Raw genomic sequence first — 13545 nt, forward strand, 5'->3', positions numbered from 1 at the left:
TTTAGGCCGGCTGCTCCAACGCCGCGAGCCGGTAAGCGTCCCGCGCCATAATGATTTCTTCGTTCGTCGGAATGACCATCACTTTGACGGGGGAATAAGGACTCGAGATGAGCCGTTCCCCCGCTCCTTCCCAATTCGCCTTCGCGTCGAGATAAATGCCCGCAAACTCCAGCCCCTGGCACACTTTCTCGCGAATTTCCGAGCTGTTCTCGCCGATGCCCGCCGTAAAGATGAGCCCGTCCGCCCCGTTCAACCGGGCGAAATACAGCCCGATAAACTGATGAATCCGCGCGACGAACATGTCGATCGCGAGCATGGCGCGCGGATGCCCGTCGCGGGCCTGGTCCAGCAGCACGCGAATGTCGTTGCTGATGCCGGAAATACCGAGCAGACCGCTCTGATGGTTCAGCACGTTCATCACTTCCGCCGTGTTCAGCCCCGCCGCTTGCTCCAGGTACGGGATGATCGACGGATCGATATTGCCGCTGCGCGTCCCCATCGCCACGCCCGCCAGCGGCGTAAAGCCCATCGACGTGTCGTACGACTCGCCGTTCCGGATCGCCGTGATGCTGACGCCGTTGCCGATATGGCAGCTGATCAGCTTCAGCTGATCGACGGGACGGCCCATAATTTGTGCGGCCCGCTCCATTACGTAACGGTGGCTGCTGCCGTGAAAGCCGTATTTGCGAATCTTGTGCTGCTCGTAATACTCGTAAGGCAACGAGTAAAGATACGAAGTCGGCGGCATCGTCTGGTGAAAGCTCGTATCGAAAACGGCATAATGCGGCTGGTCGCGGTAATGCTCCCGGGCGATCCGCACGCCGTACAGGTTCATCGGATTGTGCAGCGGCGCAAGGTGGCTGATGCTGTCGATCTTGCCGTACACGTCGTCGGTAATAAGCGCGGACGCCTGGAACAGATCGGCGCCATGCACGACGCGGTGCGCCACGATGTCGATATCGGCGCCGACCTGCTCGAAGATGGCGTCGACGTCGGCCGGCAAATCGATGCGGCCCTGACGCACGATCCGTTCGGACGGCATGTCGAACACCTTGTACTTGACCGAACTGCTGCCGAAATTGAGCACCAGCACCCGCTTCTTCGTAAACGTATGCCGCTCGTGATAGCCGTCGACCGTGACGATTTGCACCGTATCGCCGGTGCGCAGGCCGCAGGCGTTCGCTTCGTCCGTGTCGATGTGAAACTCCAGCGCATAGTTCGGATTGACGCGGCACAGCACATTTTCGAGAATGACCGCGCGCACGCCCGTCGTTTTGACCGCGACCATCTCTTTGTCCTTGACGCCGATCATATCGGCATCGTCGGGATGCAGGTGCAAGTGGCGGTAAGGCAGAATGACGCCGCGCTCCAGCGCGACTTCGCCGTTCGGGCCGCTGACGCGGATGCCCGGCGTTCCGTCCAGATCGCCGGAATCGCGGACCGGCGCGTCGATGCCGAGCACGTAGCCGTCCGTCTTCGATATTTCCACCTGCGAATACTTGCGCTCCGGCCCGAGCACCCGCACGTTCGGGATGCTGCCTTTCGGCCCGTGGATCGTTACCGTCTCCTCGCAAGCGTACTGGCCCGGCTGCATCAGCGCTTTCAGCTTCTTCAGCGCGTAGCCTTTGCCGAACAATTGCTCCACATGTTCCCTGGTCAAATGAATGTGGCGATTGGATACGCCGACGATCGTACGCATAGGATCCGCTCCTGTTCCTGTTCGCTGGGATGAATATTCGCTTCGTTAATGGTTCGCCGCGTTACGGAACGTTCCGCTCGCGTTTGTGCGCTGCGGGATACAGCCCGCTTTTGATATGCTGCCAATCGTTCAGCCATTTCTGCCGGTTCTCGCCGCCGTAGCCCATGATCCAGAAGCCGTAATCCTCATGGAGGAACGTGGCGAAATGCTCCTTCAGCCAAAAATCGGTGTTTTCGTCCGCACTCTCCAGTATGATCGTATAACCGGATTCCGTTGCATAGTGTTTCATCGCTTCCACGATTTCGGCGCCGATGCCTCTGCCGCGGTATTCCGCCGGCAGCCGGATCAGGCCGAGGAAGATGTCCCGGTCCTGCGAGTCGAGCGTGTAGTCGAGCATCACATTTTGCGCGCTTAAGCCGGGATCGTACATGACGTCATGCCAATGGAAAATAAACCGGTTCCCCGCCACCGCTTCGAATTCGAAATCGATTCGATGCTTGCGCAAAATGGTTTTCACAATTTCCGCCAAATCTGCCGGCATGCCGATCCCCCGCTTTCGTCGCCCACTCGCTACATCTCTATCTTACCGTCATCCGGCGGCGGCGGCTATCCGTGAATTCCCTGAACTTGGTCGGCAATTTCCCCGGAACGCGGGGGCGGGGGCGGACCGGCGAAGCTTTACGACCTCAGCGGCTTCCGGTAAAACAAATAAAACAGCGCCAGCCCGAGCAGCAGCAGCGAGCTGAAAAAAATCGTCGCCGTTTCGTCGAAGCGCCCGGCAATCCAGCCGCCTGCGGCCGGGCCGATCATAATGCCGATCGCCTCGACGCCGGAAAGCAGCCCCCATCCCATCGCCTTCTGGTCTTGCGGCACGAAATGGGCAAGCAGCGCGTTCCAGGCGGGAAGCAATGCGGCGTAAGCGATCCCGAGCATCACGACAAGCGTGAAGGTGGCGATATGGTTCGGCGAATGCAGCAGCAGACAGAGGAGGGCGGCAAGCGCCCCGAATCCGGCGACCAGAAACCGCTTATACCCCCGGCCGTCGGCCCAGCGCCCCATCGGAACCAGAAACGCGGCCGTCCCGACGCCGCCGGCAATGAGCATCAGCGAATATTCGGCATACGTCAGGCGCAGCACATTCTCCGCAAAATGCGGCAGAATCGGCACGAGCAACCCCGCGGCGGCCGTCTGCAGCACCATGCCGGGCAACAGCGGCCGGATGCGGCGCATTTGCCACAGCAGCCGCCGCAGCTGCTTGCGCAGCGGCCGTTGCTGCATCGGCCCGGACAACAACGGCGCAGGGTCCCAGCGCAGCGCCGCCAGCCAGCCGGCGAACCAGAGGCAGGCGAGGAACAGAAATGAAAGGCCGAACCCCCGGCCCAGCATAAAATTGACCGCAACCGGCCCAAAGCCGAGGCTGCACAGCCAGACGGTGTAAATCCAGCCCATCTGCGTCGCCCGTTCCTCTTCCTTGACGGCGCTCATGCAGAGCAGCCAGATCGGCGAAGCGCCGATGCCGAGCAGCGCCGAACCGGCGATCAGCAGCGCCGGCTGGTGGCTGAAATAGATCGCGATCAACCCGAGCATCCCGCAGCCGTACGCGATCTGCACGATAGTGTGAGGCGCGGCCCTGCCGAGCCAGCAGCCCGACACCGCCTTCATGGCCGTATCCGCCGCAAAATGGACCGATACCGCCACGCCCACCGCCGTTACGGTAATTCCCGCCTCGTGGACGGCATACGCCGGCACGAACGAAAACATCAACGCGCTGCGCACCGTTTCCGTCAAAAACAGCACCGCCGCCAGATGGGCGACCGGCAGCCGGATCAGCGCCCTAGCGAACAGATTCATGGTACCTCCAGCCGCCGGTTGCCAAAACGGCAGCCGTTTGCTCCTGCTGGGAGCCCTCAAGCTGGCTTCTCATGTGGGCGACGATCGTTTCGGCGGCCTGCGGCTTCCGCAGCAAACCCGCCTGACGGCGCATTCGTTCGGCCAGGCCGGGCGCCAGCAGCAAGTCGCGGATTTGCCCCGCCAGCTGCTTGACGGTGTGCAACACCAGCGCGGCGCCTTTGTCGGCCAAGTAAGCGGCGTTTTCCTTCTCCTGTCCCGCCAGCGGGTTGAAGATCAGCACCGGCACCTGTATCTGCATAGCCTCCGAAAGCGTCACGCCTCCCGCCTTGGTCACCAGGCAGGCCGCGCGGCTCATCAATTGCTCAAGATGGTCCACATAACCGTACACAGTCACCTCCGGGATGCCGAAAAAACGGCCGGCCAGCGCCTGCAGCAGCGTTTCGTTGCGGCCGCAGACAAGGTTGACGGTCAATCCGGGATGCCGGAGCAAATGGCTCACCAGCTTGACGGTGCGCGCGATCGTCATGTACGAGCCGGCCATAATCAGCACCGACCCGGCTGCAGGAGCGGCGGCTGGTTGCGCCGCCCGTTCGAATTGCGGGCGGACCGGGATGCCGCTGGCGGTCGTCCGCCCCAGCGGGACGCCGCGCTCCGCCAGCTTGTGCTGCAAATCGGCGGAAGCGACGTAATAGTGGTCCGCGCCGGCGTGGAGCCAGCGGTTGTGCAAGGTATAGTCCGTGATCACCGTAAAATGGGGCAGCCGTACGCCGCGTTCGCGCAAGCCATCGATCAAGTTCCCGAACGGGAACGTATGGACGATGGCGGTCGGCTGCTCCCGTTCGACAATGGTCGCCAGCGTTTTGACGCTAAAGGCGCCGATCCATTTGAACAACGGGCTGTCGCTGCTCAGGTCGCGGGTCAAATAGTAGCTCCAGCCGTAATAATCGAAGCCGATTTCGGCCATGGCCGCGCTTTTCCGGTACAGCAGCCGGCACAGCTCGTTCCAGACCGGGAGCGATTCCCGGTACGGGTCGACGACCACGGCCTGATCGCCCTGCCGTTCGATCGTTTGTTGCAGCGCTTGCGCCACCTTGATGTGGCCGTCCCCGAACCCCGCCGTCAAAAGGAGAAATTTATGCCGCCTTCGCATCGCGATGCCCCTTCCCTCCGGCCTTTGCGCCTGTGTGCGTGTTGCCTGCGCCGCCTGGCGCGCCGACAACCCCTCTACCGAAATTTTACTTGCGCCGCGAGTCGGATAGGAATAAGGTTTTGTAAACTTTCCGGGCTGCATGACACCCCCTATCCAATGTCGACTCTTGTTGAAAACGCTCACATTTGATAAAATACGCTTGGATAAATCAGCCATAAACTAGGTTGTCTTTATCACAACATTTTAAAAAAAGGTGGTACCTCTAAAAGATGCCAACCATGCCGTCGAATGAAGAGTTTCGTGCGAAGGCCAGAACCAGCTTGACCGGATTGTGGGGAACGTGCGCGGGACACATTTTCCTGATTTTCCTGATCTGTGCGATTCCGCTCTGGGTGCTCGACCAGATCGAACAGCTGGCTACTTTGGCATCGTGGGCGGTTACCGGCGCGCTGACCTTGGGTTACGTCACTTATTTTATGGACGTCGCCCGCGGCAACCGGCCGTCCTTCGGCCAGTTTTTCAGCGGATTCCAGCAGTTCGGCCCGGCCTTTCTGCTTTACTTGCTCATCTCGATCTTCACGGTGCTGTGGTCCCTGCTGCTCATTGTGCCCGGCATCATTGCCTGGTACCGGTATTCGATGGCGTTTTTTATTCTGCGCGACGATCCGGACGTTGGCGCCATGGAAGCGATCCGCCGCAGCAAATCGATGATGGACGGCTACAAGGGCCAGTTGTTCCTGCTCTATCTATCCTTCATCGGCTGGTTCCTGCTGACCTTGCTCACGTGCGGCATCGGCACGTTGTGGCTGTATCCGTACTACATGACGGCCAAGGCGCATTTCTATCAGGCGCTGAAGGAACGGCGCGAGACGTTTACCGGCGCTCTCCGGCCGGCAGCCCCCTATATCGGGCAATGACCAAAGTCGTCGGCATAAGCAAAAGAGGGCTTCCTTCACGGGAAGCCCTCTTCGGTTTCGGCAATTGCACCGATCACCGCCGCGCCACCGCCACCGTTCGAATGACGAGCTGCGCAGCCAGAAGCAGCAGCGTAATCGTGCCGTAGATCGCAATCGTATAGCTGAGGGCGTAACCGACGCCCGCTCCCTGGTGAAGAAGGGCGGTGATCAGATGGATCAGCAGGTTCGTGAAGCAAAAAGCGTAGCTGCGGATCATCCAGTTCCGGTGCGAATCCGCCCGTTTCTTCCGGATCTGTATGATCGCCATGACGGTGAAGAACGGCCACAGCAGGTTCATCAGGTTGAAGCCCATGCTGCCGATTCGCCCTCCGGTCGCATATGGCGCCATATATCCCGACGTTGCGACGACCACCAGCACCGACACGAGATAAACGTATCCGTTGACGCGGTGGAAACGGCGGCTCTTGCCGTAGATCCGGTTCGAGAAGTTAAGCAATCCCGTCGCCATGGCGATGCAGGCAAACGCCACATGCACATCCATCACCTTCAGCCAGACAGGCACATTCGGCTCCCGCACAGCGCCGGCTTTATAATCCAGAAACGCTGACGCTTCGGGATCGAGGATATAATTTTGCACAAGCGCATACAAAATAAACAGGATGCCGACAGCAGCCAGCAGGCCGTATAAAACGTTTCGTTTTGCCATTTCTTGTCCTCCCTTCCACCCACTCACGGCTTTCGGCCGTCCGTCGCCACAGAGCGGGAGATCCGCGTGCCGCTTACTTTGGACGCCGGCAGGATGCCGGCCTTGGCAACGCCCGTCAGGCGATCGCCGTCCGCCGTGACTTCGAATTTCAACTGCAGGCGCATCGGCTTCGTGACCCGCATGGACCAGACCAGCTTATCCCGGTGCAGCACCGGATCCACAAAAGCAACCGTTTCGTCTCCCTGTGTCGCTTTCCCCGCAATTCCGCCCCCTTCCGTCCAAATCGACAGCTTGACCGGCAGCTTGCCTACCGGCGTGGCGACGATAGCCTCCCACTCTCCCGCGAATATCGACGGCTGCACGCCGCCACGATCGCCGGCTGCGGCAGCCGCGCCCGATTGTTCCGCCTCGTCCGGGATCGTTGCCGGATCGGGCGCGGGCGCCAGTCCTGCCGCTTTCCACACCGTACCCCGCCGCTCGAACTCGAACAATTGCTCCACTTCAAACGCAATTCGCGGTCCCAACTCGCGCTCCAGCAAATACAGCGCCACATCGAGCCCAGACGTGACGCCGCCGCCGCTCACCAAATTGCCGTCGTCCACCACTCGCGCCGGAACGGCAATAACCCCCGTCGCTTCCAGCAACCCCATGCCGAGACGGTTCGTCACCGCATGCCTGCCTGCAAGCAAGCCGCCCATGGCCAGCACCAGCGACCCGCCGCATACCGTGGCGATCACGGCGTCTTCCCGTTCGAGCGCCCGGCCGACCAATGCCGGCAAAGCCGTTTCTGCGGTGCGCCCGAGAATCGCCGGCACCGTATCCGGTCCGTCTCCGGCGAGTTCGCCGGATGCGCCGGGGATGAGGACAATTCCTCCCCTCTCGGGATTCAGCTTCCCTGCGGCCGCCAACGCAACTCCGCTTGTACCGCTTGGCACCGATCGTTTCCCTTCCACCGCAACCAGTTCGACGCTCACCGCACCTCGCGCATACAAGGCCGCCGCGCAGAACACTTCATAAGGCGCCACCGCATCCAGCAGGTCGAACCCGTCGTAAAGCACGATTTGCACATGAAGCATGTTTCGTTCCTCCGTTTCGCGAGCTGCCGTTACGCAGCTTTTGTTTCGATTGTCCCGCTCATTCTATCAGGCGAAGCTCTCGAATGAAGCGGGCAAACGGTCACAAAACGCGAACCGAACCGTCACAAAACGGGACAAATTGGTTGGCGCGAAGCGGAACGTGATACACTGGTACCAAGGGTGAGATTGGATGAACGAAACGAAAACGATCCTCGTGGTGGACGACGATCCGAACATTACGGAACTGCTGCGGGACTTTCTGGAGCACGAGCGGTTTCGCGTAGCGACGGCCGGCAACGCGGCGGAAGCGTGGGCGTTGTTCCGGCAGGACGCCGTCGATTGCATCGTGCTCGATATTATGATGCCGGGAGAGAACGGATTCGAGCTGTGCCGCCGGATTCGCAAGGAAAGCGACGTTCCGGTGCTGTTCCTGAGCGCGCGCGGCGACGATGTGGACAAAATTCGCGGGTTGACGCTCGGCGGGGACGACTATATCGTCAAAACGGCTTCGCCTGGAGAAATCGTCGCCCGGGTCAAGGCCGTCCTGCGGCGTTCCGCTTCCCGGCAGCAACCGGAAGAAGCCATCCTCGATTACGGACGGCTGAAGATCAATCGCTCCACCCGGGAAGTGGTTGTGGCGGGGGAACAGGCTTCGCTTACGCCAAAAGAATTCGAGTTGCTGCGCTTGTTTGCCGAGCATCCCAAATACGTGTTTTCCTATGAGCAATTGCTGGAGAAGTTTTGGGAGGGCGTTGGGGACAAGCATACGGTTCGCGTCCATATCGGCCGGCTGCGCGAGAAGATCGAAGCCGATCCGCTGCGGCCGCACCACCTGGTCAACGTATGGGGCGTCGGCTATCGGTTCGAAGGAGGCTGACAGGTGAAGAAGCTGCGAATTCGAACGTTTGCCCTGCTCTGTTTCTGCTTCATTCTGCTGCTGCCCTGGCTGTTTTATATTGCGGCTCATGTGCTGAACCACCAGTCGCTGCGCTTCTCGCAGGACCGGCCGCCCGACGAAAAAACGCAGCGGCAAGTGGACGAAACGATACGCCTGATCGAAAGCGGCGCGAACCAATGGGCGGACGCGGATTGGCAGGCGCGATTGTCGCAGCAGCTTGGGGAAACGGAGCTTGCGGCGGACATTCGTTCCGCCTCGGACGAAATCGTCTATCGCTCCGATCCGGACACCCGCACCGCGTCCATGGCAGCGGAGCGGTTCTCCGTGATCGAAGACGGCCGGTTGCTGGGGCGAGTCGTCGTCTACCGGCCGCAGTCCCCGAAGCTGATTCCGCTGACCGCGCTGTTTGCCGGACTTCTGCTGGCATTCTTGATCGTCGCCGTCGCAATGCGCCGGTTTCTGCTGAAGCCTCTGGAGCGGCTGAGCGCGGCATCCCGGCAAGTTGCGGACGGTGACTGGAGCATCCGGCTGCCCGCATCCCGCATCGCCGAAATCGCCGACGTGCGCGAAAGCTTCGAAGCGATGGTGAGCGGGCTGCGGCACTCGTTCCGCCAACAGCGGGAATCGGAGGAGCAGCGCCGGTTCGTCATGGCCGCGCTGGCGCACGACTTGCGAACGCCGCTGTTTGCGCTGCGGGGTTATCTGGACGGCCTCGAGACGGGAATTGCCCGGTCGCCGGACAAAATGGCCCACTATGTGGCCGTATGCAAAGCATCGTCCGCGCAGCTGGATCGACTGGTGGAGGAACTGTTCGCGTATGCCAAGCTCGAGTACCAGGAAACCGTGCGCAGCGCCGAAACCGTCGATCTTGCCGGCATCGTGCGGAAGTCCGTCGAAAGCTTGAGCCCGGCGGTCAAACAGAAGCGGATCGCCATTGTCGTCCGGGTTGCCGGCGCTGGCGATTGCACGGTGAACGGGGACCCGCTCTTGCTGGAACGGGCCCTGAACAACATTCTGGATAACGCCGTGCGGCATACGCCCGATGGCGGGGAAATTACGGTCATTTGCGAAAGGGAAGGCGACCAGGCGCATGTTCGGGTAAGCGATACGGGACCGGGCTTCCAGGCGGAGGAGCTGGAGCGAGTCTTTGAGCCGCTGTACCGCGGCGAGGCGTCCCGCAACCGCAGCACCGGCGGCAGCGGGCTCGGGCTTACGATTGCCCGGACGATTTTCCGTCAGCACGGAGGCGAACTCGCCGCAAGCAACCGCAACCGCGAAGCGGGCGGCGCGCTGCTGGAGGGCCGGATCCCGGCTGCGTCTGCAGCCGTATAAACCTCCCGAGACGGCACCACATCTGGAAAATAGGCCATAAAAAGTTGCTTAATCGCTCCTTTTTACGCGGCCAACGCATAATAGCCAATGAAAACACTGGCTATTACTGCCGAACCGCCTTGAATCCGCCCTTTTCATCGAAAATAGCCAGCAATTTCGCTGGCTATTTTCGATGAAAAGGGCAAAAGAGGGCAAATAAGCCATTTTTCATTGGCTATTTGGAAATCCGCGCGGGGACGAGGCCTCGTCGCCCCCGCGCTCCAGCGCCGCGCCCCTACTCCGCTGCCGCGAACCGCACGCTCCAGCGCGTGTCCGCCTGCCGCGTCGTCAGCCGCAGCTGCCAGCTGCCGCTTGCGCCCGCCACGATCGCCGCCGGCGCGCCGTCCGCAACGACTGCGACCGGCGCCAGCCCCGCGGTCGCCAGCGCCACGAAGCCGCTGTGCCCCGCGGGCCGCAGCAGGCGCCCGGACAGCACGCGCTCCCGCGCGTCCCACGACACGTCGGCGAGCTCCGCGCCGCCGCTCTGGTGGAACGACGTGCCGACGACCCACGGATGCGGCTTCGCTTCGCGCAGGCGGATCAGCTTCACCGCCGGCCCGGTGAAAGCAAGCTCCAGCGCGCCCGTGCCGTCCCCGGTCAACAAGTCCTGCATGTCGCCGGGATGCTCGTACCCGTTCGGGTTGCGCCGCCGCGACGGGGCCAGGCCCAAATACTGCCCCGACCAGAACTCGTACGCCTCGTACGAGCGCCCGCCGTCCAGCCCGAGCCGCTCGAACGGGATCCGGTAGCGGCGCGGCGCCATCTTGTCCCCGTCCGACTCGATCGCGAACACGGCGGCCAAATCCCACGCGTCCCAGTCTGTCTCCACGCGCAGGTGCCAGACGCTGCCCGGGCTGTGCGGCACTTGCACGATGTCCTGCGTTTCGCCGCGGCACAACGTTTCGTATTCGATGCTGCCCGGATCGTAAATCGGCTCGAACAAGTCGATCGCCCGCGCCGACTTGCCAAGCGGCGGCAGCGTCGCCTCGAGCACCGCCCAGCGATCCTCGGGCAGCGTCTGCAGCGTGTCGGAGATGTCGATCTGCCCGCCCGACAGGAACGCCGCCGTCGCGCGGATGCGCGCTTCCTCCAGCGTGCCGGGCAGCCCGACGCACAGGCAGGACGCCTGGATGATGCCCCAGCGGCGGTTTTTCCACAGATGCAGCGCCAGCGCGCGGAAGTTGTCGCGCTGGAACGGCCACGTGATCAGCCCCGTGTTGCCGGTGTCGTAACACGTGTACAAGAGCGGCCACTGCCCGGTGCCGGGCATTTCCGGGCCGCCGCAGTTCAGGATGAGCGCGTCCGGCAGCTCTTCCCGGATGATGCGGGCGCCGATGCGGCCGGTTTCCGGGCCGGCGCCGATCGCCTTGTCGTGACGCCGCGCCGTCACGGCAAGCCCCGGCTGTCCGATAAAATCGGCCTTGAAATACGTCACGCCCCGCTCCGCCAGACTGCGAATCCGCTCGCGCAGCCACATCTGCGCCCCCGGGTGCGTCAGATCGAGCGAATAGACGTCGCCGTTCGGCTTCCAGAACCAGGTGCCGAGCGCGGCGGGTTTGCCGTCTTCGCCCGGCACGAGCCACTCCGGATGCTCGCGGAACGTTTCGTCGAACTCGCTGATCTGGTACGGCGCCTTCCACACGCCGAGCCGGAAGCCCATCTCCCCAAGCTGCTGCGACAGCCAGCCGAGCCCTTGCGGGAACTGCTCATTCTCCTCGAACGTATGCGGCAGTTGGTCCCGCTCCCAGCCGAGGTCCGCCTCGATGACGCTGAGCCCTAGCGGCTGCAGCCGGTGCGCGGCGATGCGGGCGGTTTCCAGCAGCCGCTCCTCCGTCACGCCGAGCCGGTACGGATACCAGCTGCACCACGACACCGGCGTTTCCGCCGGCAGGCCGCTGCCGCCGTCCCGGCTGTCCTGGCCGCGCGCCGTCATGTCGCCGTAAGCGTCCAGCAAGTCAAGCGGCTCGCTCCCTTGCAGCAGCAGCAAATCCTCCAGCGCCGCTTCCTCGCCCGGCTGCAGCAGCAAGTCGTTGCTCGCGTAGCCGACCGACCACGACAGCACGTTGCCGTCGCCGTCCGCCGCCAGCTCGATCGCGCCGTTCCAGCGCTCGCTGCTTGCGAAGCCGGCAAGCAGCGCCTGCCGCGCGTCCCGGTCGTAGGCAAGCCACACATGCTCCGAGCGCACGTCCCGGGCGGACGCCGGCTCCGCCTCGTTCGGCTCCCCCGCCCCGTTCAGCCGCTCCGCGCCGGCAGCTGCCGCGTCCGCCAGCATCACGACATCGGCGCGGTAGTTGGATTGCTTCATTAGAACGACCCGCTCCGGCCGCGCCCCGAACACCGGCGCCGACCGTTCGGCCACCGCCGCAAACAGCCGGATCGCTCCCAGGCGGATCGGCGCCGGGCCGACGCTGCGCACGCGGCTCGTCACCCGCGCGCCGCCCGCCCCGATCGCTTCCGCTTGTATCTCCAGCCGGCAAACGCCCGCCCACTCATACGCCGCTGCCGATCCTCCTACCTCCGCCTCCCCTGCCTCAACCGTCGCCTTTTCGGCAGCCAGTTCAGCACCATCCGCTTCCACAACAGGAACCAACCCGCTCAAGAATAATGCCGGCCAATCCTCGCAAGCTAACTGCCACTCGCCCGTTTTGCCAACCGCGATTTTCATCCCTTTTCAACCTCCGCCATTGTTGTCCGTCGTTCAGCTTCATTATAGGCAACGCCCGGACGCCGCGCCATTTCACAAACATGCGATTCGTTACAGTTCCATTCGATTCGGCGAAATCAAAATCGATTCAAAAAGATTGATATAGACTTTCCCCCTCTCGCTTCCTACACTCGGAAGTACAACCGGGCAATGAACGCCGCCCTTGCACAGAAACAGAAAGGATGGGGCCCATGGAGGACACACGGCCAATCGAAGCGGCAGCGGCGCCAGCACCAGGCATCTGGCAGACGATTCGATGCAAACGCATACAACTTTTCAGGGAATATGGCAAAAACAAATATTTGCTGCTGATGCTGCTCCCCGTCGTCGTCTGGTATCTGATCTTTTCTTACGGACCGCTCTGGGGGATCCAGCTGGCGTTCAAGGATTTTCGCATCATGGACGGCATCGGCGGCTCGCCATGGGCGGGATTCAAGCACTTTCACTACATGTTCACCGCTTCGCCGGATTTCCCGACGATTATGCGGAACACGGTGCTCATCTCCCTCTACCATATCGTGTTCGGCTTTCCGGCGCCGGTCGTGCTGGCGCTGCTGCTGAACGAGCTGCGCTCGCGCATCTTCACCCGCATCGCCCAGACGATCACGTACATGCCGTACTTTTTTTCCTGGGTCATCATTTCGAGCCTGGCGATCACCGTGCTGTCGCCGTCGACCGGCGTCGTCAACATGGTCGTGAAGTGGCTCGGGTACGAGCCGATTTATTTTCTCGCCAGCCCGGATTATTTCCGCAGCATCCTGGTCGGCACCGCGATCTGGAAGGACGTCGGCTACGGGGCTATCGTCTATCTGGCGGCGCTCGCCTCGATCGATCCGGTGCTGTACGAAGCGGCCAAGGTCGACGGCGTCGGCAAGTGGCGCCAGCTCTGGTCGATTACGCTGCCGAGCATCCTGCCGGTCATCGTCATTATGTTCCTGTTCCGCCTGATGGGCATTCTCGACGCCGGCTTCGACCAGATTCTCAACATGTACAACCCGGCCGTCTACAACGTGTCGGACATCATCGACACCTATGTATACCGCGTCGGCCTGACGCAGATGCAGTTCAGCTTCACGACCGCCGTCGGCCTGTTCAAGAACGTCGTCGCTCTCGTGTTCGTGCTTGCGGCGAACTGGCTGATCAAACGATCCGGACAGGAGGGGCTGTTCTGAC

At 62.2% G+C, this 13545-nt stretch carries 11 protein-coding genes; 4 read left to right on the plus strand and 7 right to left on the minus strand.

The features are described from left to right. Position 1: 1 nt before the first annotated feature. The 4 genes from EXY20_RS40390 to EXY20_RS04425 form a co-directional block, all read right to left on the minus strand. The gene (locus EXY20_RS40390) at positions 2–1699 is read right to left on the minus strand and encodes an acetate/propionate family kinase (RefSeq protein WP_135548072.1); all 1698 of its coding nucleotides are present in this window, start codon (positions 1697–1699) and stop codon (positions 2–4) included. A gap of 61 nt (positions 1700–1760) precedes the next feature. Continuing rightward, a complete protein-coding gene (locus EXY20_RS04415; protein WP_135548074.1) occupies positions 1761–2240 on the minus strand; it encodes a GNAT family N-acetyltransferase in 480 nt (159 codons plus the stop codon). A 137-nt stretch (positions 2241–2377) separates the two neighbouring features. Further along, positions 2378–3550, minus strand: a complete 1173-nt coding sequence (locus tag EXY20_RS04420; protein ID WP_135548076.1) for an MFS transporter — start codon at positions 3548–3550, stop codon at positions 2378–2380. Further along, positions 3534–4700, minus strand: coding sequence for an MGDG synthase family glycosyltransferase (locus EXY20_RS04425; protein ID WP_167858984.1), 1167 nt, complete (start codon positions 4698–4700; stop codon positions 3534–3536). The genes EXY20_RS04420 and EXY20_RS04425 overlap by 17 nt, the downstream gene beginning before the upstream one ends. A gap of 269 nt (positions 4701–4969) precedes the next feature. On the opposite strand from EXY20_RS04425, the gene EXY20_RS04430 reads away from it, so the two are divergent. After that, positions 4970–5617: a DUF975 family protein gene (locus EXY20_RS04430; protein WP_235885348.1), complete on the plus strand. Its 648-nt coding sequence runs from the start codon at positions 4970–4972 to the stop codon at positions 5615–5617. A 73-nt stretch (positions 5618–5690) separates the two neighbouring features. Here EXY20_RS04430 and EXY20_RS04435 read toward each other — a convergent pair whose 3' ends face one another. Both EXY20_RS04435 and EXY20_RS04440 read right to left on the minus strand, forming a co-directional pair. Next, on the minus strand, positions 5691–6323 hold the full coding sequence (locus EXY20_RS04435) for a DUF2306 domain-containing protein (protein ID WP_135548081.1): 633 nt from the start codon (positions 6321–6323) through the stop codon (positions 5691–5693). Positions 6324–6346: 23 nt separating this feature from the next. Further along, on the minus strand, positions 6347–7399 hold the full coding sequence (locus EXY20_RS04440) for a DJ-1/PfpI family protein (protein ID WP_135548083.1): 1053 nt from the start codon (positions 7397–7399) through the stop codon (positions 6347–6349). 190 nt (positions 7400–7589) lie between these two features. On the opposite strand from EXY20_RS04440, the gene EXY20_RS04445 reads away from it, so the two are divergent. Then, positions 7590–8276 carry a response regulator transcription factor gene (locus EXY20_RS04445; RefSeq protein WP_135548085.1) on the plus strand — a complete coding sequence of 229 codons (687 nt, stop codon included), beginning with the start codon at positions 7590–7592 and terminating at the stop codon, positions 8274–8276. Between the two features lie 3 nt (positions 8277–8279). After that, positions 8280–9629 (plus strand): sensor histidine kinase, encoded by a 1350-nt coding sequence (locus tag EXY20_RS04450; protein ID WP_135548087.1) that lies wholly within the window; start codon positions 8280–8282, stop codon positions 9627–9629. A gap of 274 nt (positions 9630–9903) precedes the next feature. On the opposite strand, the gene EXY20_RS04455 is transcribed toward EXY20_RS04450, so the two are convergent. Continuing rightward, positions 9904–12333: an alpha-amylase family protein gene (locus tag EXY20_RS04455; RefSeq protein ID WP_135548089.1), complete on the minus strand. Its 2430-nt coding sequence runs from the start codon at positions 12331–12333 to the stop codon at positions 9904–9906. Between the two features lie 230 nt (positions 12334–12563). On the opposite strand from EXY20_RS04455, the gene EXY20_RS04460 reads away from it, so the two are divergent. Continuing rightward, complete coding sequence (locus tag EXY20_RS04460) at positions 12564–13544, plus strand: ABC transporter permease (RefSeq protein ID WP_135548091.1); 981 nt, start codon at positions 12564–12566, stop codon at positions 13542–13544. Position 13545 lies beyond the last annotated feature (1 nt).

It is taken from the genome of Paenibacillus cymbidii, from assembly GCF_004764705.1.
Taxonomy (GTDB): Bacteria; Bacillota; Bacilli; order Paenibacillales; family NBRC-103111; genus Paenibacillus_AN; species Paenibacillus_AN cymbidii.